Source organism: Acetobacterium sp., assembly GCF_039830195.1.
Classification (GTDB): domain Bacteria; phylum Bacillota; class Clostridia; order Eubacteriales; family Eubacteriaceae; genus Acetobacterium.
In genome coordinates this window covers 1-24873 of sequence record NZ_JBDODG010000042.1, presented here as the reverse complement: position 1 = coordinate 24873, position 24873 = coordinate 1, and the positions used below count along the sequence as shown (strand labels likewise).

Annotated in this window: 24 protein-coding genes; 1 reads left to right on the top strand and 23 read right to left on the bottom strand. The window is 40.4% G+C overall.

Annotated features, from left to right (window positions below; genetic code table 11):
* Nucleotides 1-126 precede the first annotated feature (126 nt).
* The 4 genes from msrB to ABGU93_RS13310 all read right to left on the bottom strand — a co-directional run bounded on the left by msrB (nt 127) and on the right by ABGU93_RS13310 (nt 5183).
* Nucleotides 127-570 carry a peptide-methionine (R)-S-oxide reductase MsrB gene (msrB, locus tag ABGU93_RS13325; RefSeq protein WP_347413932.1) on the bottom strand — a complete coding sequence of 148 codons (444 nt, stop codon included), beginning with the start codon at nt 568-570 and terminating at the stop codon, nt 127-129.
* Nucleotides 571-628: 58 nt separating this feature from the next.
* Nucleotides 629-2689: a thioredoxin domain-containing protein gene (locus tag ABGU93_RS13320; protein WP_347413931.1), complete on the bottom strand. Its 2061-nt coding sequence runs from the start codon at nt 2687-2689 to the stop codon at nt 629-631.
* Between the two features lie 89 nt (nt 2690-2778).
* The gene (locus ABGU93_RS13315) at nt 2779-4461 is read right to left on the bottom strand and encodes a hypothetical protein (RefSeq protein ID WP_347413930.1); all 1683 of its coding nucleotides are present in this window, start codon (nt 4459-4461) and stop codon (nt 2779-2781) included.
* Nucleotides 4461-5183, bottom strand: coding sequence for an ABC transporter ATP-binding protein (locus tag ABGU93_RS13310; RefSeq protein WP_347413929.1), 723 nt, complete (start codon nt 5181-5183; stop codon nt 4461-4463). Before ABGU93_RS13310 ends, ABGU93_RS13315 begins: the two co-directional genes overlap by 1 nt.
* 223 nt (nt 5184-5406) lie before the next feature.
* Between ABGU93_RS13310 and ABGU93_RS13305 the strand changes: the two genes are divergently transcribed.
* On the top strand, nt 5407-6270 hold the full coding sequence (locus tag ABGU93_RS13305; protein ID WP_347413928.1) for a 4Fe-4S binding protein: 864 nt from the start codon (nt 5407-5409) through the stop codon (nt 6268-6270).
* Between the two features lie 97 nt (nt 6271-6367).
* Here ABGU93_RS13305 and ABGU93_RS13300 read toward each other — a convergent pair whose 3' ends face one another.
* From ABGU93_RS13300 to ABGU93_RS13210, 19 genes are all read right to left on the bottom strand, one after another.
* Nucleotides 6368-6988, bottom strand: a complete 621-nt coding sequence (locus ABGU93_RS13300; RefSeq protein WP_347413927.1) for an ABC-2 transporter permease — start codon at nt 6986-6988, stop codon at nt 6368-6370.
* On the bottom strand, nt 6988-7845 hold the full coding sequence (locus ABGU93_RS13295; RefSeq protein WP_347413926.1) for an ABC transporter ATP-binding protein: 858 nt from the start codon (nt 7843-7845) through the stop codon (nt 6988-6990). Before ABGU93_RS13295 ends, ABGU93_RS13300 begins: the two co-directional genes overlap by 1 nt.
* Before the next feature lies 1 nt (nt 7846).
* Nucleotides 7847-8221, bottom strand: a complete 375-nt coding sequence (locus ABGU93_RS13290) for a GntR family transcriptional regulator (RefSeq protein ID WP_347413925.1) — start codon at nt 8219-8221, stop codon at nt 7847-7849.
* A 278-nt stretch (nt 8222-8499) separates the two neighbouring features.
* Nucleotides 8500-9180 carry a SprT family zinc-dependent metalloprotease gene (locus ABGU93_RS13285; protein ID WP_026396200.1) on the bottom strand — a complete coding sequence of 227 codons (681 nt, stop codon included), beginning with the start codon at nt 9178-9180 and terminating at the stop codon, nt 8500-8502.
* 41 nt (nt 9181-9221) lie between these two features.
* On the bottom strand, nt 9222-12734 hold the full coding sequence (locus ABGU93_RS13280; RefSeq protein WP_347413924.1) for an SMC family ATPase: 3513 nt from the start codon (nt 12732-12734) through the stop codon (nt 9222-9224).
* On the bottom strand, nt 12731-13951 hold the full coding sequence (locus tag ABGU93_RS13275; RefSeq protein ID WP_347413923.1) for an exonuclease SbcCD subunit D: 1221 nt from the start codon (nt 13949-13951) through the stop codon (nt 12731-12733). The genes ABGU93_RS13280 and ABGU93_RS13275 overlap by 4 nt, the downstream gene beginning before the upstream one ends.
* A 150-nt stretch (nt 13952-14101) precedes the next feature.
* Nucleotides 14102-14527, bottom strand: coding sequence for a hypothetical protein (locus tag ABGU93_RS13270; RefSeq protein WP_347413922.1), 426 nt, complete (start codon nt 14525-14527; stop codon nt 14102-14104).
* Nucleotides 14524-14916 (bottom strand): hypothetical protein, encoded by a 393-nt coding sequence (locus tag ABGU93_RS13265; protein WP_347413921.1) that lies wholly within the window; start codon nt 14914-14916, stop codon nt 14524-14526. Before ABGU93_RS13265 ends, ABGU93_RS13270 begins: the two co-directional genes overlap by 4 nt.
* 443 nt (nt 14917-15359) lie before the next feature.
* Nucleotides 15360-15557, bottom strand: coding sequence for a hypothetical protein (locus tag ABGU93_RS13260; RefSeq protein WP_347413920.1), 198 nt, complete (start codon nt 15555-15557; stop codon nt 15360-15362).
* Between the two features lie 568 nt (nt 15558-16125).
* The gene (locus ABGU93_RS13255; protein ID WP_347413919.1) at nt 16126-16878 is read right to left on the bottom strand and encodes an ABC transporter ATP-binding protein; all 753 of its coding nucleotides are present in this window, start codon (nt 16876-16878) and stop codon (nt 16126-16128) included.
* Nucleotides 16879-16884: 6 nt separating this feature from the next.
* Complete coding sequence (locus ABGU93_RS13250; RefSeq protein WP_347413918.1) at nt 16885-18588, bottom strand: hypothetical protein; 1704 nt, start codon at nt 18586-18588, stop codon at nt 16885-16887.
* Between the two features lie 895 nt (nt 18589-19483).
* Entirely contained in the window at nt 19484-20053 is a 570-nt protein-coding gene (locus ABGU93_RS13245) for a DUF3267 domain-containing protein (protein WP_347413917.1), read from the bottom strand.
* A gap of 33 nt (nt 20054-20086) precedes the next feature.
* Entirely contained in the window at nt 20087-20545 is a 459-nt protein-coding gene (locus ABGU93_RS13240; RefSeq protein ID WP_347413916.1) for a hypothetical protein, read from the bottom strand.
* Nucleotides 20546-20983: 438 nt separating this feature from the next.
* Complete coding sequence (locus ABGU93_RS13235; protein ID WP_347413915.1) at nt 20984-21184, bottom strand: hypothetical protein; 201 nt, start codon at nt 21182-21184, stop codon at nt 20984-20986.
* Between the two features lie 56 nt (nt 21185-21240).
* Nucleotides 21241-21744, bottom strand: coding sequence for a hypothetical protein (locus ABGU93_RS13230; protein WP_347413914.1), 504 nt, complete (start codon nt 21742-21744; stop codon nt 21241-21243).
* Nucleotides 21745-21814: 70 nt separating this feature from the next.
* Nucleotides 21815-22405 (bottom strand): accessory gene regulator B family protein, encoded by a 591-nt coding sequence (locus tag ABGU93_RS13225; protein WP_347413913.1) that lies wholly within the window; start codon nt 22403-22405, stop codon nt 21815-21817.
* On the bottom strand, nt 22402-22548 hold the full coding sequence (locus tag ABGU93_RS13220) for a cyclic lactone autoinducer peptide (RefSeq protein ID WP_347413912.1): 147 nt from the start codon (nt 22546-22548) through the stop codon (nt 22402-22404). Before ABGU93_RS13220 ends, ABGU93_RS13225 begins: the two co-directional genes overlap by 4 nt.
* Before the next feature lie 160 nt (nt 22549-22708).
* The gene (locus ABGU93_RS13215; RefSeq protein ID WP_347413911.1) at nt 22709-23986 is read right to left on the bottom strand and encodes an ATP-binding protein; all 1278 of its coding nucleotides are present in this window, start codon (nt 23984-23986) and stop codon (nt 22709-22711) included.
* Complete coding sequence (locus ABGU93_RS13210) at nt 23986-24708, bottom strand: LytTR family DNA-binding domain-containing protein (RefSeq protein ID WP_347413910.1); 723 nt, start codon at nt 24706-24708, stop codon at nt 23986-23988. The genes ABGU93_RS13215 and ABGU93_RS13210 overlap by 1 nt, the downstream gene beginning before the upstream one ends.
* Nucleotides 24709-24873 lie beyond the last annotated feature (165 nt).

Below are 24873 nucleotides of genomic sequence, written 5' to 3'. Positions count from 1 at the left end.
TTGGCAATACCTTTGGCATTAAAATCACTCCTCACAAAATTAAAATTTGTTAGGTGTTTGCGTAACTGCGTTGGGTTTCGCATTTACCTATACGTTGTACTATCGATATACCCTAAATTACATCATTCAATCAATTAATTTCAGATAGGCGCCATAACCCTGGGCTTCCATCTCGTCAGCCGGGATAAAGCGGAGGGAGGCACTGTTGATGCAGTATCGCAAACCCCCAGTAGTAATCGGGCCATCCTCAAAGACGTGACCCAGATGGGCATCGCCAGTGACACTGCGCACCTCGGTCCGCTTCATCCGCAGTGTAGTATCACTGAGTTCTTTGACAATGTCGGGATCGATTGGTTTGGCGAAGCTGGGCCAGCCACAGCCGGATTCAAATTTATCACTGGATGAAAAAAGCGGTTCACCAGTGGTGATATCCACATAAATCCCTTTGCGGAATTCGTCATAGTATTCATTCTGAAACGGCGGTTCGGTGGCATTTTTCTGGGTCACCGCATATTGATCCTGGGTCAGCGTTTTTATTAAGGTGTCCTGATCTTTTTTCTGGTATTTCATCATGGTTCCTGCCTTTCCTGTGATTGTTCTGTTTCTACCCCATCTTTCCCGGTGTTAATCAGTCTTCAATAATTTTAAGAAAGCTTTCAAGATCATTCACCGGTTGCTCACAGCGGTAATTTTTACAAATATAGGCCGTCGGTTCGCCATGAATCATCTGCTGATTAACGGCAAACTCATTGATCTTTTTCAAATCGGTTTCGCTTTTATTGAAAAGCACCACTGAAAAAGGTAAAAACTGCTGGTTCAAGCGACGGTTCATTTCACGGATCGTCGTATCCTTTTCATATCCAGCAAAGACCACCTCAGTGGTTGGCTGTTCATGGAATATTTTTGCACAGAGCATCATCGTGCTGGCCATCGGTGCCTGATTCAGGTTTCCGGCAAAATAGGCAAACATACCATTGACAATATCGAGATATTTTTGCTCCCCGGTTATTTTCCCCAACTTCAGCAGACAATAGGCTGCCAGTGAGTTTCCGGATGGCTTGGCGTTATCATAGACTTCCTTGGGCCGGGCAATCAATTGTTCGGCGTCATTTCCATATAGAAAAAAGCCGGCGGTTCCAAATTCATCGCCAAAAAGGTTGATCATATCCACGGCCCGGACAATGGCTTTTTCCAGATAGTCAGTTTTAAAGGTGGCCTGATAAAGCTCCAGATAACCCCAGATGACACTGGCGTAATCATCCAGATATCCCAGAATTTTCGCCTCACCGTTTCGATATCGGGCATAGAGTCGGCCATTTAGCCTGGCCATGTTGGTTTCAATAAAGTTCATCGCCTCTTCGGCCTGTTTGATATAAACGGTTTTATTAAATATCCGGCCGGACATCGCCAGCGCTGCAATCATCAGACCATTCCATGAGGTCAGGATCTTGTCATCCTTATGGGGATGAACCCGCTTCTCCCGCTGGGCAAACAAATCGGCTGTCATCTCATCCAGCGCTTTTTCCAGCTCCGGATTGGCTTCGATCAGCTCAAGGTCACTATCGATCATGTTAGGAATGTTCTTCCCTTCGAAATTACCTTTAGCCGTCATCGGATAGAATTTAAAAAAGACCTTGGCCCGCTTTTTTCCCAATATTTTCTCCACCTTATCCATCGACCAGAGATAGAACTTGCCTTCTTCACCTTCTGAGTCGGCATCCTCGGCGCAATAAAAAGCACCTTCTGGCGATCTCAAATCACGGTTGACATAGGTGATCGTTTTTTCGGCTATTTTTTTATATAGCGGATTACCCGTAGCCTGGTAGGTTTCCGCATAAGCCATGACCAACAGAGCATTGTCATAGAGCATTTTTTCAAAATGGGGAACCAGCCATTGTTCATCGGTAGAGTAGCGGGAAAATCCAAACCCGATATGATCAAAGAGTCCACCCTTGTACATCTGCTGCAGGGTTTTTTCCACCATCACCAGGGCATCCGGCTGTTTAAAGGCCTGATAGCAGCGCAACAAATAGAACAGATGATGGGGGGTGGGAAATTTGGGTGCCTTACCAAAACCACCGTAACGGTCATCAAAACTTTCATCAAAAAAATCGTAGGCTTCAAAAAAAATGGTTCGCTTTAATTCTGTTTCGCCTTTTCTTTGCTCCAGATCATTTAACATTCCGGTCATCTTATTAGCAGAAAGGACAATGTCTTCATTGTTTTTTCGCCACTGACTTTCAATTCCCAACAACACATCGATGATACCGGGATGTCCGTAGTGGGATTGTTTAGGCAGGTAGGTAGTGACATAAAAGGGTTTGCGGTCGGCAGTTAAAAAGACATTGAGCGGCCAGCCGCCCTGACCAGTACTGACCTGAGAAAAGGTCATATAAATCTGATCAATGTCCGGCCGTTCTTCCCGGTCCACCTTAATGCTGATAAAATATTTATTCAGAATTTCTGCCACTTCTTCGTTCTCAAAGGATTCTTTTTCCATCACATGACACCAGTGACAGGTGCTGTAACCGATCGAAAGAAAAATAGGTTTATCCTGTCTTTTGGCTAGATTGAAGGCCTCATCCGACCAGGGATACCAATTAACCGGATTATAGGCATGCTGTAATAAATAAGGACTCATTTCATGAACAAGTCGATTCGCTTTCTTTTGAACGTCGTCGAGAGCCATTTCTTCAACTCCTTTTCATTTTATTAACGGGTTATCCGAATTCTTATTAGTAATTATGATTCGCAACCATTAACTTCGGCTTTAATTCGCTATTCAAAATTCAAAAATTCCGTTTCCAGACGATTGCTGATCACCTTGTAAAAAACAACACTGATACCAATACTGATCAGCATAAACAAGCCATATCCCAGTAAAGGGTTGACAAAATATCCCAACAAACCACAGATCCCAATCAACAGCCCGGTATAGGCCATACCGACAAAAAGGGTGATGACCACATTCATATTGTTCTTGATGGCCTTTTGGGGGTTGTCCCAATTAAGCAGCGGTCGGTTCATGTCCATGAACAATCCAAATAACAAAATTGGCAGTGATCCCAGAATTCCCAGAACAACCGTTAACAGCAGGGTGGACAGGTTTAAGGGGAAAATGAACTGAATTGCGATGATGGTAAAAACAATCCCCAAGCTTTGAATCAGCATCGCGACGCCGGTTCGTCCCATAATCTGATCTCTGGCCGTTACCGGAATCATCCGAGTGAGCCAGGAGGCCTTTCCTTCCCGGGAAAAAGTAGTGGCCGTGGTGGCGGAGGTGCCGCCGAAAAAAATAAAAAAGGCAATCAGTAAATAGTTGATCAAAATCGGCATCTCTCTGAAAAATTCCCGCATCCCCTGTAGATCTTCCGGAGGGATTTCAATAAATGAAACGCTGAGGAGAATGCAAAGCGGTGCAATAATAACAACGCTGACATTATTAAAAAAGTAAACCGGGGTCCGTAACAATATTCGTAAATCCATGGTAAATACCGCCATCGCCCCGTGGCTTTTTTTTGCAAGCACTTTGCTTCGCTCCGCTCCGCTTAATTGTTTGCCCTTTTTCATCGTTTTTCCGCTGACAATACTCTTAATGTAAACCCGTTCACCGATTGCTACCATCAAGGCCCCTGATAACAAGGTAATTCCCATCAATGCACCCACCCAGACAAAGGACATCAGGGTGATTTTATTCAGCGCCCAGGCCATTAAAAAGCTGCTCGGCATGACATAACCAATGATGTTTAAAATCCCCTCATTATTGGTCAGCATCGTATTCATCAGTTGCTGAAAATCCACCTCGTCGCCATTCCCCAATTGACCGGTGAACCAGAACTGCACTCCAAATATAACAACAAGGCCGATAAAGACGAAAACGATCTGCAACATGTCTTTCCGGCCTTTGAGAGACGCTGATTGCATCATCAGCATAATCAGGGCGGTCATCAACGACAGCGGCAGCACTGGAATGGTCAGAAAGACCAAAAAAGCTAATAACACATAAAGCAGTCCCATTCCCTGGCCGACGCCGTAAATAATCAGAATCGGTCCAAAAATGAAAGCTGCAAAAATATATTCAAAGACCAGAATACTTAAGAATTTTGCCACAATCAGTTTTCTCTGGCTGATCGGCAGCGGGATCAGTTCTTCGATATTGTCTGAAAAATAAAATTCCGAAAGAATATACATGACCCCAAAAACAATAATCAACACCGTTGCCATAATATACCCGATGCTTAAAAAAACCGAGGTCTGGTTAATCATCGTCAGCCCAAAATAGGTGGCGGACATCAGCGAAACGTACATAAAAAAGGCGGGGATCAGGGCTACCGGAACAATAATCAGGGTAAATAACTGTTTATAAAACTCCTTTTTATTAAACTTCTGATTATAGAAAAACAACGAAAATCCCAATGACTCGTTGATAAACAATTTGGTTAAATTAACTACTTCTTTCATTACTCAGTCAACTCCAGAAAAATATTTTCTAATGATTCCTGACTCCCGGCTTTTTCCCGAATCTCAGCCATGGTTCCCACTTCGATGATCCTGCCCTTTTTAATAATGGCAATCCGGTCGCAGATTTTTTCGGCCACATCCAGAACATGGGTGGAAAAGAACACCGACCGGCCCCGATCACAATGATCGCGCATAATCTTTTTCAATTCAAAGGACGCCTTGGGATCCAGACCGACCATTGGTTCATCGAGGATAAAAACCTGGGGATCGTGAATCAGTGCCCCTACCAGTGCCAGTTTCTGCTTCATCCCATGGGAAAAGGATCCGATTGGATCGTTGACGGCATCTTTGATTTCAAAGATATCCAAATATTTCTCGATCCGTTCCTGTCTTTCGGCCGCGGGGACCTGATAAACATCAGCCATGAATTTCAGATACTCAATCCCCTTTATCTTTTCAAACAGCTCGGGATTGTCTGGTACATAACTGAACTGTTTTTTTGCACCCAGGATATCATTCTGATTATCGATCCCATTAATCGTAATTTTACCGCTATTAGGGGCCAGCAAACTGACAATCATTTTAATGGTGGTGGTTTTTCCGGCGCCATTGGGTCCGACAAATCCAAAAATTTCACCAGGATATACTTCAAAACTGATGTCATCGACGGCTTTTTCATTTTTATTGCCATAGGTTTTTGATATATGTTCAAGTTTTAGCATCGTCACTCCTCTAATTCTATATGATTCTGTTTATTTTAACACAACTTCGACATTTTGAGCGGGTAAAATTTAATATTGTTTTTAGAAACTAAGCATACAATAGAGAAAACAAACCATCGGTATTCGAAAAGAGTAACTGGTCCGCGATGATATGGGTGAGTATCCATCTGTGGCCACTTATTTTTTTGGAATTCCTCATACCTTTAGGAAAGCAGGTAACCGCGTGATCACACAAAACGAAATTGCAGCATTGAAAGCCCAGGGGATCTTAGCCCAGCAACAGGAGGGTTATTTTTCTATTCGGGTTTTGAGCCGGGCCGGAAATTTTTCCTCAGCAGAATTCCAGACTCTGGCGGAAATCGCCGAGAAATATGGCCGGGGCTATCTGGGCGAAACGACTCGTTTAGCCATTGAAATTCCCTGGATCCGTTACGATGATATTGAAGCGGTTAAATCTGCCCTCACCGCCGGCGGACTGGTTTACGGCGGCACCGGCAAAAAAGTCCGGCCCCTGGTGGCCTGTAAGGGCACCGTTTGCCAACATGGCCTTTATGATACCCAAAAGCTCTGCGGCATCTGCCATGACCAGTTTTACGGCCGGGATCTTCATGCCAAAACAAAAATCACCTTTGTGGGCTGCCCCAATAATTGCGCCAAGGCCAACACCAATGATATTGGCCTGGTGGGACAATCCTACATCCAGTTTGACTGGGATGCCTGCCTGAACTGCGGGAAATGCACCAAAGTCTGCCGGGCGCAATCACTGACGATGCTCAATCAAAAGCTCCTTTGGAATGAACGAAAATGCGTCAATTGTGGCAAGTGTGCCCAGGTTTGCCCCACCGGCGCCATCACCGAAGAGGTGCGCGGTATTGCCATCTATCTGGGCGGTCGAATGGGTCGGGGTTACCGTTTCGGTGATCAATTAACAGACTTGTATGCCGCCGAAGAAATTCCCAATCTGATTGAAAAAATCCTGGACACCTATCTGGAGCTGGGTAGAGACGGCGAACGGATTTCTGCCGTACTCGATCGCATCGGGATCAGTTCCTTCGAAGAATCGTTGCAGGAACGTCTTGATGGCTAGTTATCGAACCTTTACATGATAATACCGGGCGAACAATAAGGGGGCTGATTTCTCAGCCCCCTTATTGTTACCACTTCGTATATTTTAGCAAATTTTTCTAAAATTCTTTGTTACTATAAACCCGTAACGAAATAAGATAGGAACCGGACACCATTATGACGGTAAAGCCAAGCAGCAAAAATAAATAAATCAATGGATTGGTCGCTTCTGGTAGCGGGATCTTTATCTGTGTAAACAACAGAATCAATCCTGTGGGAATCAGGGCACAGAGGAACATCATGATCCGGGCTTTTTCGGTGCCAAATCGGTAAATTAACGGAACCATCAATGAACCAAAACTAAAAGCAATCAAATAGAGCACTCCAATAGTGACCAGAACTTCCGTAGAAAAGCTTTGTCCCATGATTACGCTGCCGACTGCTCCGACGATTAAGGCCAATACCACCCCCAGGGTGTTTAAGAGTGCCATCACCAGATATTTACTGAGCACCATTTCTTTTCGGGTTACTGGCATGGTCAAGGCGTAAGCGTCCCACTTGGCCAGATCATCATAGCTAATCGTGGTCACCACCATCATCGCAAACATCAGGATAATCATCCCAAAGACAAAACCATTTCCCTGGGGTATGTAAATAACCGCAAAAACGAAAATCATCACTCCCAGCATTTTGAATGTACTTTTTAAGTTAAGCAGATCTTTTAAAATCAATCCCTTCATTATTTTCCCCCCCTTATATAAAACAACATAATTTCTTCAATGGTTACCCCATCAACAACAGCCTCGGGATATTTTTTCCGAATGGCCACCTTGTCATTCACCAGCACCTCAAAACTGAACTGATTTTTGCGATAACGGATATATTCATCGCCCTCAAGCTTACGAAAATCTTCTTCGCCACATTTTAAAACCCCCATTTTAGACAGCAGGTTCTCTTTTTCCTGATCCAGCAGAATTTCACCCTGATGAATAAAGACAATATAGTCAGCGATTTTATCGAGATCACTGGTAATATGGGACGATATCAAAATGGAATGTTCTTCATCCTGGATAAACTCCATAAACACGTCCAGAATTTCCTCCCGGACAATCGGGTCCAGTCCGCTGGTGGCTTCATCTAAAATCAGCAACTCTGGTTCATGGGATAGCGCCACCGCAATCTGCAGCTTCATTTTCATCCCCCGGGAAAATTCCTTGATGATCTTATTTTCCGGGAGCTTGAATTTTTTCAGATACTGCTGATACAATTTCTGATTCCAGTTTTTATAGATACTGGCCAGCATCTTTGAGATATCACCCGTTTTTAAATTATCGTGGAAGTTGCAACCATCCATCACAACGCCGACTGATTCTTTTATTTTTTTCTCATCTTTTAAGGTATCCATTCCCAGCATCTCAATGGTTCCCCCATCCCGTTTGACCAGATTCAGGATCGCTTTAATGGTTGTCGTTTTGCCGGCCCCATTCTCACCGATAAATCCGACGATACTACCCTTAGGTACCTTAAAGCTGACATCTTTGAGTTGAAAATCCTGATAATTTTTGTTCAAATTTTTAATTTCAATGGCATTAGTCATCTTATTCTCCCTTATACAATAATTCTAACAGTTCACTGAGTTCTGCCCAGGAGATGTCACTGCTTCTGGCAACATCCACTGCTTTCTGCAAAAACTCCTCGGCCAGCCTTAGTTGCTCTTCCCGGATAAAGGATAAGTTCTGGTTGGCCACAAAACTACCCTTGCCGGTAACCGTTTCAATAAAGCCATCCCGTTCCAGATCCGAGTAGGCCCGTTTGGTGGTGATCACACTGATTCGCAGCTCCTTGGCCAGAAAACGCATGCTTGGCAGAGCTTCCCCGGGACTCAGTTCACCGCTGATAATCATTTTCTTGATCTGCTGGGCAATCTGCTCATAAATCGGTTTGTCACTGGAATTGCTGATGACGATATTCAACGTACCACCTCATTTCGTTTGTCTTAGTGTGTATATACTGTATATACACTATAAGCTCTTTTTTCGCACTTGTCAAGTTTTTAAGTAAAAAAAATAAGCGAGATGGTCTCGCTTATCAGACTGTAAAAAAAGATAACCTAGTACCGACAATTGTTACATCATGTTGTACGCATCGGAGCGGACACGGCAGAGCCTGTCCGATTCCGCGGCGAACAACAGATTAACAATTGGTCGGTGCGGTAGGTTTATCGACATCCTCATAAGCGAGATTATCTCGCTTATTCCCAGCACTGAACGCTTAATTTTTTCTGGAGTTTTTTCAGTTTTTCCCGTTCCGCTTTGTAATTGGGTAAAACCTGTTCCACGATTCGCCAGAAGTTCGGAGAATGGTTCATTTCAATGAGATGGGCCAGCTCGTGAACGACCACATAGCGAATGGTGGCCTCTTCGGCCATCACCAGATACCAGGAAAAATTGAGATTGCCGGCACTGGAGCAAGAACCCCATCGGGATCGGGCAGCGTTAATTTTGACGGCCTTGGGCTTTAGTCCCATATGTTTTGCCATTTCTTCCACTATATCACTGAGCACTTTTTTTGCCAGCGTTCGGTAGACACCCACCAGACTGGTTCTTAATTCCTCGGCCGACATCTGGGCATAGGCATAAAAATGCTGGCCATCAAAGCCGAAAGCTGGTTTTTCTACCGGCTCCAGGGGAAATTCATGGCCTAGGAATAGCAGAGCGGCCCCAAATTTCAGTTCGAAATTTTCCCGCTCCGCCACCTGTTGAGCCACCGCCCCGTGGTGGGTACTAATCCATTGCTGGTGCTGGTTAACAAAATCCGCTACGATTTTTTGGGGCGTTCCATTGGGAACCCGTACCTCAATCTCAGCATTTCTGGTAATATAAAGGCCCATCGTTTTTCGCTTTGAATACTTGATTGTATAATCCTTTGTCATCTTGATCCTTTTACTATTTTAATCCACTTTTTTAATCCGTCTTATTTCTCAATTCGCACCTTGCTGCCGCCGACTCCGGCTTCGCCCGGCGTAATCAGCAGTTTAACCGGCATTCGATTCTTGATCGATTCCACATGGCTGATGATTCCTACCTTCAGGCGGTCATTATGCAGCATTTCAATAGAATTCATCACCACCTCCAGGGCATCTTCATGGAGCGAACCAAAGCCCTCATCGAGAAAGAAAAATTCCAGCGGCGCCCGTCCTTTTAACTGTATCTCGGCAGACAGCGCCAGCGCCAGCGATAATGAGGCCAGAAAGGTTTCCCCGCCAGATAATGTCGAAGCATCTCGGGCGGCACCGCCGTTTTTGTAATCCCGGATAATAAATTTCCCCTCATCATCGGCTTCCAGTCCGTAATTACCGTTGCTGATATCGGTGAGCCGTTTGGATGCCTCAATAGAGATGTACTTGAGCCGGGAAACGGCCACAAACTCGACAAAACGTTTTCCCGAAAACAGTTTTTCCAGATCAGCAATCAGGGCCAGTCGATGATCTAGCTGTTCCTTTTGCTCCAAATAGTTCGCCAACTCGGCCAGACGCTTTTCCAGCTCATCGATGCTGGATTTTAGCCGGATTTCCAGGGCCTTCTGCTGCTCAATACTTTCTTCTAACACCTGATGTGATGTTACGATCTCGCCATAAGCAGCTGTGGTCATTTCTCTGTTATTAATTTTTTTGTTCAGATCTTCCAGCTTACCACTTAATTTAGTACGGTTCTGGTAATAACTATCAATCTCCATTTCCAAATTTTTGATGGTTTGGTCGTCGATACAGGCGTTTATAGCCGTGGTCAGATCGTTAAAACCCAGGTTATTCAGCTGCTTTTTCAAGGTTGTTTTGGTGGTGTCAAATTGACTTTGCAAAGTCTGCAGATTGGCTTTCATAATGGTCACTGCTTCCTGAATTTTGCCATACTCTTCCTGAGCGATATCCAGCTTTTTCCTGGCCGTGTTCCAGGCATTTTCGATCCATTTGATATTACCGATAAACTTATCTTTTAATTCACCCAACTCTTTCAACTCATAATCTTTACCCAACTTTTCCTCAATGGCAACTCTTTTTTCTTTATACTGCCTGGCCTTTTCGCCAATCAGCAATAGATACTCCTGAACCTGTCGGTTAATACCATGAATGCTTTCATCCAGTATTTTCAGCTGCTGTTGATGGGCAGTAAATTCATTTTCCAGTTTTTCCAGACTGTCCATCAATTCGCCCCGGCGCTGATCCATCTTTTTAATGGTTTCATTGGCGGTATGAAAATCAAAGGCTTTTGGAACCTTGAGCTTAATTCTTAATTCCGTCCCTTCAGCTACCAGCTCACGTAACGCTGTTTCCTTATTCTTTATAAGTTCTTCCAGCTCCTGGGTCTGTAACAGCAGCGCTTGCTTACCGGCTGTTATTTCTTTAAGATCACCTTCCAGCTTTAATAACTGGTTTTTTGCTTCATGGTTCCGTGATTCCAGATTTTTCAGCAGCACTTCCCAGGCTTCCATAGCCTGACTCAGCTCAGTATTGGCGGCCTCCAGCAACTCCGGCTGTCCTGGGGGAATCGGGTCACCAAGCGTGGCGATTTCAGTTTTGAGATTCTTCTGATTTTCAACCAGAACGGTAAAGCTGCCGGTTAGCTGGGCAATGTCTGCCGCCAGTTCGGCCAATTCCCGCTCCTGTTGCTGGTGGGCCTTTCTGATGACTTCCTCACGGATGGCGTCATCCGATTCGTCTGAATAGTCCGTCAGCGGATGCTCCGTTGCGCCGCAAACCGGGCAGGGTTCGCCGGTTCGGAGCTGTTCCCGGAGTTTAAGCCCGATGTTTTTATTTTCCAGATGAATCAGTTCAATTTCTACCGCTGCATTTTTTTCCTTTAAAAGCTTTTCCGCTGCCTTTTTAGTCTCAATGGTTTGAATCAGGGTATCAAGCTGACTTTCCAGCGCTTCAAGACTCGCTTTACTGGCCCTTTGTTTGAGAAAGATATTTTTAATACCCGTGATTTCCTCTTTTTCCTTCCCGATGCTGTCCCAGGTCGCCGGCCGGGCCTTTTCATGAGCGTTAAGCTCCTGCTCAACACTTGCTTGTTCCGTTTCTTTTACCTGCTGCTGTTCGGCCAGCTTTTGCTCGCTTTCACGAAGCTTGTTTGTTTCCGTCAGATTTTTCGCCAGCCGTATCTCATCGCTTTCAATTTCTTTGTTTAGCCGAATAATTTCCTCGGTGATGGCCATCCCCCGGCTGATTTTTTCCCGATAATCCGGTTCGATCCGACACTGCTTTTCCTCCCGGCGTTGTGCATCAAGTTGCTTTTTTTCTTTTTCCAGCGCCTGAGTCAGCAGGGCTTTTTCATTTTCCAGACTGACCTTGCGATGATTTTCCTCATCCATTTTTTTATTCAGCTCACGGATTTCCGTTTCCAAAACTAATTGGGCTTCTTTCCAGAGAATGGCATCCGCTACCTTCTCCAGCTTGCTCTGAAATTTGAAAAGATTTTCGCTTTTATAATCGTCAGTTTGTTTAAAGTTTTTTTCACAAGTTTCTTTTTCATCAAGCAGCTGCGCCAACTTTTCTTCACTGTCGGTCAGGCTGCTCCCGCTTGCTTCGACCTGCTTTTTAAGGGTTTCAAAAGCTTCCAGAAAGGGTCGCACTTCCAGGGCTTTTTTCCCCAGCACCACCTGCCGTTCTTTGGCGGTGATTTCGGTTTGCCTGGTTTCAAGGTCTTGAGCCTCTTTTTTGGCATTCTGCTGCTCCGTGAGCAAACTCATTAACACCTTGGCTTCTGACAGTTCACCGTTGAGCTTTTCAAATCGTTCCCGATTTTCGTTAAGCTGCTGATGGTTTTGCCTATAGCTGCCCTGCTTTTCTGCCAGTGCTTCCGGAGTGACCCCTTCATAGGTATTCATGCTGCCGACGATTTGATTGAGTTTTTCAACCTCACTGATGCGCTCCGATTTGAGCCGATTGGAAAGGTCATCCCCATATTTGGACAGATTAAAAAGCCGCTCCAGCATATCCCGGCGGGGCTTTCCCTCCAGCTTTAAGAAATCACTGAATTTGCCCTGGGGCAGCACCACGGTCCGGGTAAAATCGATGAGACCCAGACCAATGATTTCCTCACAGGCATTGGTCACCTCGGTGGTCTTGTCAGCCAGCACCAAGGACCCTTCGGGGCGTAGTTCCAGTAACTGACATTTTCCCTGATTGATACCCTCGTTCTTATTGCGCTTAAACTCGCGGCTGACCTGATAGGTTTTTTCCTCCGCACCGGCGATGACAAACTCATACACGACACTGGCCTTCTCTTCGTTGACATTGATGTAATTGGAACTGTTGCGGGACAGCTTACCATAAAGCGCCAGAGTAATGCCATCGAGAATGGTGGATTTACCGCTGCCAGTGGGCCCGAATATGCCAAAAATACCCGCCTGGGTCAGGGTCTCAAAATCAATGAGCTGTTCTTCCTGAAAGCTGTTAATGCCTTTTATTTTTAATCGGATTGGTCTCATTGTTTGTCCTCCTCAACAACCAGCGAAAGCAGCAGTTCCAGCACCTCATCATCGGCTTCAGTGCCCCGTTCCCGGCGGTAAAATTCTTTAAAGACATCCCCAAAGGATTTCTCAGTCAAGGCTTCCAAGCTGGCCTCGGTTTCCAGGGTGGTCAGCCGGGGGATCACCTCCAGAATATCATCCTTATGGGCCTTCATTTTTTTGATTTCATCTTCCCGGATATAGTGATCCGTCTCAATTTCCAGATAAACCCAACAGGATCGATCCGCATTGGCTGCGCATCGGGCAATGGCATCATCGACATTGTCACATTTCCAGACCTCGATCGGTTTGTATACCTTCAGATCTATTTCGCGGATCTCATTTTTAACGGTCACGCCATCGGCCACGATAATTTCTGCCATCAGGCACTTTTTCCCGTAGGCAATTTCCCGGCGGTTAAAATGAATCGGCGACCCGGCATAGCGGCCCCGGCCATTGGTACCGGGAATCACCTGGGGTTTATGAATATGACCCAACGCGATATAATGGGCTTTTTCAGGAAAGCACTGACCATCGACAATATAGCTACCACCCAGCTGAATGGTCCGCTCTGAGCCGGCTTCCTCGCTGCCCATGGCAAAGAGATGGGTGGTCACCAGATTGATGGTATCGTCCCGGAAATGCGACTCCAGTTGCGAAAAATAGCTGTGAATCCGATCACTGTACGACTTTTGATTTTCGTCTTCAGCGGTGGTCAGATCATATAAAACCTCATTGAGCCGTTTTTCACTGGGATAGGGCAGCAGCAGAATCACGGCCCGTTCGCCGTTAATTTCCAGCTCGATATAGCCTTCACCCGCTGCCACCACCTGATGCTGGCCGTAGGCTCCGGTTGGGATGATCGTTTTGGGCACCCCGGCCATCAAAATGCCGTGATCCCGGGCCAGCGGTCCCGGTGCTTCAAGTCGCTGGGGATTGTCGTGATTGCCGGCGATCACCAGAATCAGCCGCTTGCCGCCGTCGGACAATTGCTTTAAGGTCTCATAAAACAATTCCTCGGCTCGGGCCGGTGGATTATAGCTGTCATAAACATCCCCGGCAATGATCAGCAGATCTATTTTTTCGTCTTTAACTATTTTAACAAAGTCCGCCAGAAAGCAGGCCTGCTCATCCATCCGGCTATGACCTTCGATATTTTTGCCTAAATGCCAATCGGCAGTGTGTAATATTCTCATTTGGGTGTCCTCACTCGTATCCGTTTTGTTTATTATCCCACAGCCGCTTTTTTTTGTATAGACTAAAAAAAGCTCCGGCAAACGCCAGAGCCGGAGGGTCTTGTGTGCATATATTATTTTTTGATCAGGTGTTTTATCCGATAATCCAAGTCAACTGTTTTCAATTTCTTTTACGGCAAGCACGCCTTCAAACATAAAAAAGCCAGATAAAATCGGAATCAGGCAAATTAATTGCGTCATAAATTTTCCGCTATAAATCATTGGTAACGGAACAAGGATGCAAAAATTTATCATAAAATATATCGCTGCACATATAAGTGCAATAGCAAGATAAATGAGGTCAACTTTAAATCGCAGCTTTCCGCTCTTACTCATAAAGTGCAGCAAAAAACCAAGAACATACCATTTCAAAAAATTAATCAGCATCATCCCCCAAAAACGACTGTAATGAAAAATATCGCTCCTCAGTTCCAGCGGATTAAAGCTGTTCTGGATGGATATGACCCAAAAATCCATCACTACAAAAAAACACAGGTAGCCGATCATTAAACCAACTTTTATCATCTTTTTATTCATGTCAAGTCCTCTTTTCTTAAACTATCAATCAATAAATAAGCGTAATAGCCCATCAAAATAAAATCAAAAACAAAAAATTCTTTGATGCTGGCAAAATATAGAACGCCAAAATAACTTACTCCGCAAAACAGCATCAACATTAAAATATTACCTGACAAAACAACCTTTGTCATTCTCAGCGCCCGAATTTTCTTAAAGCGCTCGTACAAGCCGGCCAGCAATATTCCTGTTGAAATGTAAAGAAATAAGTCAAACAAAACGCGATACCATAATAAATTAAATTGCAGGTTAGCTGCCTGATATCTTATAAAATAGTCCCTAAAAATAACAAGGCCTAAAATAAGACAGGGCGTTATGGCAATTTTTATCATTGATTTGTAATGTGACAATTTCAGTTCCTCTTTCTACTTCCAGATCCAATAAGATCAAGCACGAATCCACACGACATGGCAAAAATACCTGTGTTATTTCGTATTACATTTTGTAGCAATGATTTTTAGCATTAATGTTCTAATTTCAGGTAACTGCTTTCGCTTAACCTTAAAGAAAGGATCTTGTCACTCTTCAGGTAGATGTTACAATAATAGGTATCAAGTGCTTTTTCTCTCACTTCATATCCTGAAATAAATTCAAGTTTTATCGGTTTATTAAAATGATAGATTAGATGATCCGATTGGATGTAAGAAGTGGTCGTAAATATGCATGTGTTTATTAGCAATATTAACAAGCCATATACAATCTATATCCAAATTCTCATTTGGATTGACATAGACTACGTTTACCAGGCTTATAATGAATGTAATTTCTCCAGTCAAAACCATTATAAATATTGCTATTTCAAAAATACTTTGACGCCCTTCATAGGATATTCAAGAACTATCTTAAATTTTATGTTTTCATAAATTGAAAAAATCAAAAAAGCAGTAAAGGCGACTACGTAACCATGATAAGCTATCTTTGTTGCCGTAGCAATGAATAATATCATCATCATAATTAACAAGGTTAAATCGATATCGTACTTTCTTTTCATGTTTTCACCATTCTCCTTACAGATCCAACTTAACTACATTAACTATAAGATTTCAGTTACCCACATCGCTATTATTTTTGGTTGAAACGAATCCTTTTGAGAAATAATATCCTGCTACTACTGGAAAAACATATACTATAACTGGTGAGCTAACTAATAAATATGGTATTGAAATTGTAATATTTACATAAAAGCCAAGTATTGAGATATAACGAGCGTAATAAAACAAGATCAAGAATATCGCAATAATTAAATCATGCACATTAGTTTTCAAAGTCAATCTTAAATCATCTAAATTGAATATATACAAAAAAACACCAACTAACAAACCGACAATGAGTCTGATGAACCCCGCATAAAAAAACGATTGGTTTTCAGACGCAATGATCTTTCCATTGCCAATAACTGCAATGTAAATGACAAGAATGATTATGATCAGATATGGTTTAAATGGCTTGATTTTTTCAATGAGTTCAAGACAAGCCCCCCTTTTCTAAAACTTTAATTAGCGGTTCTCGAAATGCAGCAATCTATTGAATTGGCACTAAAAATCGCACAGAATATTTACTCAAAATGCATTAAGATGTTTAGTCAGTATTTTAAAGAACTGATCCTTTTCCATATGATTAACGAGGCATCTTTCTATTATACCATCTTTTAATAAAATTACCTCATCCGCAAAGCTGGCGATATAGGGATCATGGGTAACCAGAGCTACCGTTTTTCCCAATTCCTGATTCATTTCTTTAAGACACCTCACCACTTCTTTTGATGATTGCGAGTCCAGATTTCCGGTTGGTTCATCAGCCAAAATCAATTTCGGGTTATTTGATAAGGCGCGACAAATAGAGGCTCGTTGCTGTTCACCTCCTGATAATTCCCCTGGGTATTTATTTAAGTGCTTTCTGATCCCAAAGCGCTGGGCATAATACATCACACTTTCTTCAATTTCTTTCAGCTTTTTATTGTCCAATAACATTGGCAGCATTATATTTTCTTTTATTGTCAGACTATCCATCAAATTATAGTCCTGAAAAACAAATCCAATTTGTTCACGGCGATACTGAGCCAGCTGATCATGACTTAATTTCGTCAATGGCTTGCCCTTGTATAGTATTTCGCCTTCTGTTGGCGTATCGAGACCACCAATTAATTTTAACAACGTTGTTTTTCCACAACCCGATTTTCCCATAATACTAATAAATGAACCGCTTTCAATCTTAAAGTTAAGATCATCAATTGCCACTGTTTCGACCACTGTCCCTTTTGATATTTTTTTCCGGTACTTTTTTTTCAGACTGCATATTTGCAAAATATCCATTTTTTCTCAACCATAACTCACATGCGAAACAAGCTGCCTTTCTAATATTTTATAAAATGCCAATTCAATCAGAAAATAGCTGATGCCAAAGGCCATAAATAAACCACTGTTTTCTAAAAAAGCGACATTTTGAAATTTCATTTCAGCACAAAAGAAAAACCCACTCCATAAAAAAGAAGTCACAATCGGTAAAAATATCAGCATAGCGGTCTCTTTAGTATATATTTTTTTTATTCCTTTGTCGGTCATACCAAGCTGTTTCAGAAATCTTGCATCCGCTAAAAACTGATTTCTATCGGTAAAAAAGCGAAAATAAAGCGAACTTCCCAATTGAATCATCATGATCAAACCTAATAAGATAAAAATGAGGAACATTATTTGATTTTCATTTTTAATTTGTTGCAACATATCTTGTTTGTACACCGTCACTAACAAATTACTCTGATCAAATGCCGTTTTGTCAAAATTCATAGATATTTTCCCGAGAAAGAGTGTCATTTCATTATTGGCATCAGAATATTGCTGTTGAAATTCTTCATCACTAAAAACAATGATGTTGTTTAAATTCTTATTTGATATTTTGCCGAAGATTATTTCTTGAAAATACTTCTGGATCTGATAATTGCTGCTACTCCCCGCTATCGTTAGGGCTCGCTTCATTGCCGTTGTCGCAGCGGCTGTCACGCCATTTTGAACATCCTCTTGCTGCGATATTAAAATAATCTCATTTCCACCCAGTGCTTCCTCTTTACCCGTTAATTTGAAATAGCTATTAAGCGATATCCCCCAATAATGAGGCTCTCTATTGTCATTCGAGTCATATACCGGCAGAATTGGGATCGTCTCAAACGCTGTTATCCCTGATTGATTAATTCTATTCTCATCCATCTTAAGTTCTGATATCGCAACAGCATCGTAAGGATAACTTTCTTGATCTTCAGCGTTGATTAAGGTTCCATATGAGGCGGTGATGCTCCCCATTAAATAGAATATCAGAAAATTTAGACTAAATATTGTAAACAAGAGTTTTTTATTCTTATTAAATTGATACATCATGCGATTACTGGTTAACAAATTTTGATAATACCATTTTTTATTTTTTCTCATTTTTTTGAAAATAAACCGACTACCTGAAAAAACAATTAGACAAGCACTCCCTACCAAAAGCATCATCGAAATGAGGCTATTAAGCACACTGTAATAAAACCACAAGTTAACCAGAATCCCAATTACAAGCAGACCTCCGATTAATAAGAAGGGCAAATCATAAGCCTTGTATGATTCCCATTCCATCGCACTTTCAGAGTTTGTTTTTTTGCCTGGGCGACTAAAACATCTGCAATTTACGATCATGCAGATCCCGACTATCACAATAAATATGAAACTGCTATTAAGATAATTCCAAATTGAGACCATTAAAATATCATTTTGAAAGCCTGACTTACCGAGTAAATCAGCAATTCCCAGCACACAAAAGCTTCCGCCCAGAAGTCCAACCAGAATTGCCAGTAGACTTCCCATTGCAAATTCAACGCATAAGAGTAAATATAGCATTTGCGGACGGATACCTAAGATCGCTAAAAAATCATAATCTTTATTTCGAATCATTAAATAATTTCGCAAATTCATATTGGTTGATACCAGTGTAATGATTACGACAATTACAACGGCAGTATAAATAAAAGAAGCGAGGGAGCTAACATCATCCATCTCGCTCACCTTGAAGGCAATTCGGAAAAAGAATGTCATCACAAAAAAAATAACGACCATGAGGCTCTGATGAATGAAAAATAGCAAATAGTCTTTTAGACTACTGCGAAAATTCTTAAGTAATATTTTTAACAGCATGATTTCTCCATTAGTCTAAATATGACATGTTCAAAAGAGGGGGAATTAAAGTTTGAATCATAAGATCCATATTTTATCAGATTTTTCACTTTTAAGATGATACTAATATAACCCATCTCTAATGCTATCACCAGCTATGGGTAGATTTTTTTAATATCCGCACAATAATGACCTTTCTTTTTTGAAATTTCTTTATCATTCAGTTATTCAATTGCAATTGAAATTTATGATAATTAAAATCATTCAGACCCAGCTTCAGCACTTCTTTGTTTTTCATATGGACAACTAGAGAATATGTATCCAACGTTTTTTTCTTCATCTCGTACCGATCAATGTCCTGGATATCAATAACCCTTGAAAAATTGTAGATTAAGTTATTATTACAGATATAAGCCGTATTGCGGAACATCGATAGATACCAGATAACAGGAATAAAACCGTAGATGATAAAATTATGCTGCTTATCAGAATTCGTAATTGTTAGATTTAATAGGCCAATGATGTACAACAACTTTCCCAACAGAATTTCAAAATACCCCAAATAATTGCCAATACTTAGCTTCCCTTCATACGGATATTTAAAGATGATTCTAAATCTCAAATTGATATAGGAGAATATGACGGCAAAGCTAATCAAAATTATGGTATAAACGGGATTCTCAACTCTAAACATTAAGTACACGGATAATCCCAGGATAATGATTAATAGTCCTAAATCGAGATAATATTGTTTTTTCATTTTCAAGCACCTCCGCGATTAAAATCTCCAGTATGAACGATAGTCTTTATTTCGAATTTTCGCATTCGCCGGAATTTTTCTTAAAATCCCATAAAATGACAGAACATCCATACTCGATAGTACCATGTTCATCAGGGCAATTTTTGACAAAAGTGGATAATTTATATTTGAGATCATTAAAAATAGAACGGGTATAACCGTTAAAATAATGACCGGAAATATCAGCAGTAATAACAGCCTTTCCTTTTTTATATCTCCAAAAAATGATCGATAAATCGACCCTTTATAACCACCAATAAATTCTGTAAACAAAATCCGATCCGGATAAAGTATTACATGCAGCATTTCATGAATTGGGATCAAAACTACGAACAAAAAAACGTCTCGCCAACTGTTTGTCATATTCAAATGATAATCCGCTCCTAACCGGATCTTTAACATTAGTCCAATGATAAACATGGAAATGAGAATAACCGGAATAGTCATCAAGCAAAGTTTTAAAAAGCTCGGCTCATTAATGGCATGATAACCCTCATTCTCAGGATCAAAATCATTATTTTCGGGAATTTTTTCTATTAAGAATCTCATGTTACTGGCTCCTTTGAATTTTTTTACTAACGACTAAATTAAATCTAACATATCTTCATAAGTATTTTTCATATCATTGTCTTTGCGTCTCACAATTTCATTTTCAATGCATTTCTTTATGATTAAGTACTTCTTTTTAGCCTTTGAATATTCTGTCATTTGATTAATTGACTTAGTTCTTAAAATATTTACCATAAAAAATAAAGCGATATAAGTAAACACAGCCATCACTAAAACACAAAAAAATGCGTCTTGACTACATAATAGTAAAACTGTAGATGCAATAATAAAAACCATCACTATGTACAAGATAGTTTCTAATGGATCAAATATTTTGGGTTTTAACTCTTCATTATGTACAACTTTTATTTCAATTAAAAATACAAATTTTTCTAAATCATAAACTTCATATTTCGGATTTCTAAAAAGTTTTGAATACTTTTGGGAAATTTTATCGTAATTAAATACTTCCTTGTTCTTATCTTGAGACATTACATACCTCTAACTCATTTTATATGAACCTCAGGTGCTGAACTGAAAAAACATTTCCCGCATCTTCAATCTCCATCGACCCGTCATATTTTTCTAAAGCTTTTTTTCCGTTCTCTAGGCGTAGATCATGTACGCTTTTTCTTTGCGTGTTGTGAGATATCGATCCCCAACTTTTAAACACTTCTCATAAAAGGGTTTTCCCCCTGAATAATACAGTGGTCTTTGTCATAATTGAACATAAATGTGTACGATACATGTTAGCTAATAAATTGCTCAGGTTTTTTATTATTCCACGCAAAGCGTCTGTTTTTCACTTTTTCAAAAAAACAATCTATCGTTAGTATCAAACGTCATCTTTCTTTTTTCGTACCATCAACACCAACTTGCGAAATATCTTAGGCAAATAAAACAGAATTAGCCAGATTACACCTACATTTGCTACGAACTGCAATGGATTAATTCCCACACCAGCAGGAAATTCGGAAATATGCCTATGCAGCGTAATGAAAGCACCAGGAAATCAAAATACAAAACATGTTCAACGTTTCCCTCTTTTATTGTGAATACCCCTGCAAGCAAAGAAATTGCCGTTGCAAGAATAAGCAATCTGACCTTATGGCTTTTTAATAATTTTTCCATGCTTTACCTCAAAATATTTCTAACAGCTTCTACCAGCGCACCATTAACCCCCGGCATTACAATTTTGTTTGATTAGAACATTCTTCAGATTTTCTTCTTATTAACGCTTCGTTAATACAGTCTTTTTCTATTTCTAATTTAGCATCTTTCTTCTCATCTATTCCTAATGCTTTTCGAATAAGCAAGTACAAAATAAATATTGGCAACCATCCCCAAACACTTAAAAGAAAGCTCATAGTGCCTGTTAGTGATTTAATAAAAATATCGGGAAGGATGCTAGTCCTAATTTTTGTCTCAAAGAGGGTGCTATATCCGATCGTAAACAAACCTAAGAAAACATATAAAAGTGCCATATTTTTTAACAACTCATGGGTTTTTGTTTTATATGAACTTTTCATTTTGAACAATTGACTTTCTAATGAACTACTTGTGGGGTATTTTTTTATATTATTATACTTACGCGAGTATTCTTCTGCTAAATCGATTTTCTTGACTCCATATATATATCCACCTAAGTCATTTGCCAGTATAATCAATATAACCAAAATAATTATTATCACTACTATTTTCCTCACATAATTTTTATAATAATTTTAAATTTTTGTTCTAATCAAGAATGTCAAGTCTAAATTAGTGTGTAAAAACGACCATGTGTTGTGATAACTTAACTCTTCCCAATACAAGCACAATACCAACCACAACGTTCCCCATCATTATACAAACTGAAATCGCTAATTGACCAATATAACAAAATAGCATAACCAAAAATACAAACAAACCCAAAGAGACACGTGTTCTTTTTTTATACACAGCTTTTTCGACTTGTCCTAACGGTTTATTTACAGCCTCCACTGGCGCAAGGAAAAAGATAATCGTTCCTGCAACTACTGTCAACGACAAACAAATAACCCCTGTCCAAGGTACAATCTTAATACCTACCAAAGTCACCGTAATCATTGCAACTGAATACAAATAACATCTTAACTGTGTTTTTGCATGATAGCCACCGGCGTTGGAACGAAGTGGTACAAATGTTAAAAGGAAGATAATACTTTCCCAAACCATATTGAACACAATCCCGATTCCCAGAATCGTAGCAACATTGAGGATCATCAACAGTCCTTGCTGTAAACCATAGGTATACAAATTTCTGTTCTTTGCTATGATGATTTCATTGCTAATAAGGATATCTGTAATTCTCCTCGTCATTGCGCTTTTCATTTAAACTTTTTGAGTTTTTCTGCACCCTCAGGTAATTTGGGCTGGTGCATAATAAAAAAACAAGCCGTATTGACATTTAACGTTGTTACCATCAACGCCATAATTGCAATCACCCGATAGCACTTTAATAATAGATTTTTCAAAGCAACCTCCTCTTTTTATCTTTTATGTCCTAAATCTACCATATATTTTCACTTGTGCGAGATTATGTTGAAATTAATATATTTTTTTGTAGTGAACTAAGATTTTTTTACTCAAATAAAAAACAAGCAATCTTATTAAAAGTATGCTCGCAACAACGATCTATACAAACAACAGCAGGGAAACTGAGAAGACCTCTTTCTGCTGGGTAATCTCCATCGTCCCATCGTATTTTTGTAATACACTTTTTATATTTTCCAGGCCTAAACCATGCTGGCTTGGCTCTTTATTTGTTGTTAGATAACGATTCCCGACTTTTACACGTTCACCCTGATAAGGATTCTCCACCAGAATAATTAAGCGTCCTCTAGCATAGCTTATTTTTGTTTTTATCTGTCTTTCTTTTTCCAACTCAGCAACTGCCTCAATTGCGTTATCCAGTAAGTTCCCCAAAATTATCGCCAAATCAAATGATGGAATGTCCATTTTTTCGGGAATACTCAAATCTAGTACAATTTTTATATTTTGTTGCTCTGCTGCCTGAATTTTAAAATTTAAAATACTGTCAATATCGATGTTTTCGGTGCACGCGTATTGTTTCTTATCGTCATAAACATCAGTCATCTTTGCTAAATGCTTTAAAGCAGCTCCTCTTTCCTCTTTTTCAAGCAATGCATAGATAACCGATAAGTGATTTCGCAGATCATGCCGCATTGCCTTCGTTGTTTTTAAGGATGACTCCATAAGTTCGAATTGTTTTTGGTAGTATTTATTTTGCTGTCCAAGCAAAATTTTATCCATTTTATCGACCATGGAAGCTGAGATGACATCATATAGATAGAAGGTTGTAAAATTAATGAGTAGTATGAGCACCACTCCAAGCAGAACCTGCTCCCAGAACAAACCCATTGCTTGAAATAAGGTTAAAATGATATATAAGGATGAAATCGGGATTATAATAATCGCGATCCAATTGGCAATCGGGATTATTTCTCCTTGCCTGATATTCTCATAATTGTTTAGGACACGAACGACTAAGTATGAAATAATTTGAACTATGACGAGCCCATATTCAGATGAATAATTGTTAGTTGACATCAACGGGAAATGAAAATAACCAGAAAGCAATGCAACAATCACTTCAGTACACATCAAAATCAAATAAATCATCAATACCGACAAAATACGCCGCTTAATCCCAGCTTTGTAGTTAAATGACAACCCTAAATAAGCAAGGATATTACCGAACATCGTAACAACTGGTATATTGATCATCAAATATACCAGTGCTATAAATATGTAATATCCCGCATAGGATAAGAATTCTATCTTATGATTGGCTTCTTTGGTCTCAAAGAAAATATGCATAAATTTATAAACGATATATGTTCCAAAAATATTGGTTATCAAATATACCATCTCATAGGTGCTTAGCGCCATTAAAGAAACCTCTCTTGTTCGTATTTCATCTGCAGTCCTCTAACTTCTTTTCGTTTTAACTGACTAATTGGCAGACAGTCCGAATTCGACATCAGAACCTCGTCATACTTAAAATTCGCTACCTGTTCATAATTGATGATATACGATTTGTGAATGTTAATAAACCGGTATTTAGCGACTTGACGAAACACCTCCTGGAGTTTGCCATAAAATAATTCTTCCCCGGTCGTGGTCACAATTTTGATTTCTCGGTTGACACTCTGAAAATAGATAATGTTTTTGATGGGAAGCTTATGTGTCTCCGATCCTTTTTTGAAGCTGAAAATGCCGCCTAAACGGTTTGCTAATTTCATGGCCAGTTCAATGTCTTTGATTACCTTATCCGGCTCCACCGGTTTTGACAGAAAATGCATTGGCCGAACCTCAAACAAATCTTTAAAGTAGCTATCTTTACCCGAAACATAGACAATCTGGGTGACCTGGTTATCCATTTCTTCGCGAATTTTCCGGCCCAGATCAAGACCATTTACACCCTTCATTTCTATATCCAGAAAGATTAAATCAAAATTATGTTCATGTTCCATATAAATACCAAGTTTTTCTGCCGAATAAAACACTTCGATTTGCATTTCCAGCCGGGTTGATTTTTTATACTCTAAAATAATACTTTCAATTTCCGAACAGATTCCACGCTGATCATCACAGATTGCAATACTAAACATTCAGGGCACCTTCTCTTTATGGTTTATAAAATCATTTTACATGACAATAAAACAACTGTCCAGTTTAATGTCGCTATTTAATCCGATAAAGATGTATTTATTTCTTAATCTACAATCGGGTAGGAGGCTGACCATTAATTGATCAGCCGACCTCCCACACCACCG

Excerpts from the sequence above, each read along its gene's own strand:
- msrB (WP_347413932.1), bottom strand. The coding sequence starts at position 570 with ATGAAATACCAGAAAAAAGATCAGGACACCTTAATAAAAACGCTGACC.
- ABGU93_RS13320 (WP_347413931.1), bottom strand. The coding sequence starts at position 2,689 with ATGGCTCTCGACGACGTTCAAAAGAAAGCGAATCGACTTGTTCATGAA.
- ABGU93_RS13315 (WP_347413930.1), bottom strand. The coding sequence starts at position 4,461 with ATGAAAGAAGTAGTTAATTTAACCAAATTGTTTATCAACGAGTCATTG.
- ABGU93_RS13310 (WP_347413929.1), bottom strand. The coding sequence starts at position 5,183 with ATGCTAAAACTTGAACATATATCAAAAACCTATGGCAATAAAAATGAA.
- ABGU93_RS13300 (WP_347413927.1), bottom strand. The coding sequence starts at position 6,988 with ATGAAGGGATTGATTTTAAAAGATCTGCTTAACTTAAAAAGTACATTC.
- ABGU93_RS13295 (WP_347413926.1), bottom strand. The coding sequence starts at position 7,845 with ATGACTAATGCCATTGAAATTAAAAATTTGAACAAAAATTATCAGGAT.
- ABGU93_RS13285 (WP_026396200.1), bottom strand. The coding sequence starts at position 9,180 with ATGACAAAGGATTATACAATCAAGTATTCAAAGCGAAAAACGATGGGC.
- ABGU93_RS13280 (WP_347413924.1), bottom strand. The coding sequence starts at position 12,734 with ATGAGACCAATCCGATTAAAAATAAAAGGCATTAACAGCTTTCAGGAA.
- ABGU93_RS13275 (WP_347413923.1), bottom strand. The coding sequence starts at position 13,951 with ATGAGAATATTACACACTGCCGATTGGCATTTAGGCAAAAATATCGAA.
- ABGU93_RS13270 (WP_347413922.1), bottom strand. The coding sequence starts at position 14,527 with ATGAATAAAAAGATGATAAAAGTTGGTTTAATGATCGGCTACCTGTGT.
- ABGU93_RS13260 (WP_347413920.1), bottom strand. The coding sequence starts at position 15,557 with ATGAAAAGAAAGTACGATATCGATTTAACCTTGTTAATTATGATGATG.
- ABGU93_RS13255 (WP_347413919.1), bottom strand. The coding sequence starts at position 16,878 with ATGGATATTTTGCAAATATGCAGTCTGAAAAAAAAGTACCGGAAAAAA.
- ABGU93_RS13250 (WP_347413918.1), bottom strand. The coding sequence starts at position 18,588 with ATGGATGATGTTAGCTCCCTCGCTTCTTTTATTTATACTGCCGTTGTA.
- ABGU93_RS13245 (WP_347413917.1), bottom strand. The coding sequence starts at position 20,053 with ATGAGATTCTTAATAGAAAAAATTCCCGAAAATAATGATTTTGATCCT.
- ABGU93_RS13240 (WP_347413916.1), bottom strand. The coding sequence starts at position 20,545 with ATGTCTCAAGATAAGAACAAGGAAGTATTTAATTACGATAAAATTTCC.
- ABGU93_RS13235 (WP_347413915.1), bottom strand. The coding sequence starts at position 21,184 with ATGGAAAAATTATTAAAAAGCCATAAGGTCAGATTGCTTATTCTTGCA.
- ABGU93_RS13225 (WP_347413913.1), bottom strand. The coding sequence starts at position 22,405 with ATGAAAAGCGCAATGACGAGGAGAATTACAGATATCCTTATTAGCAAT.
- ABGU93_RS13215 (WP_347413911.1), bottom strand. The coding sequence starts at position 23,986 with ATGGCGCTAAGCACCTATGAGATGGTATATTTGATAACCAATATTTTT.
- ABGU93_RS13210 (WP_347413910.1), bottom strand. The coding sequence starts at position 24,708 with ATGTTTAGTATTGCAATCTGTGATGATCAGCGTGGAATCTGTTCGGAA.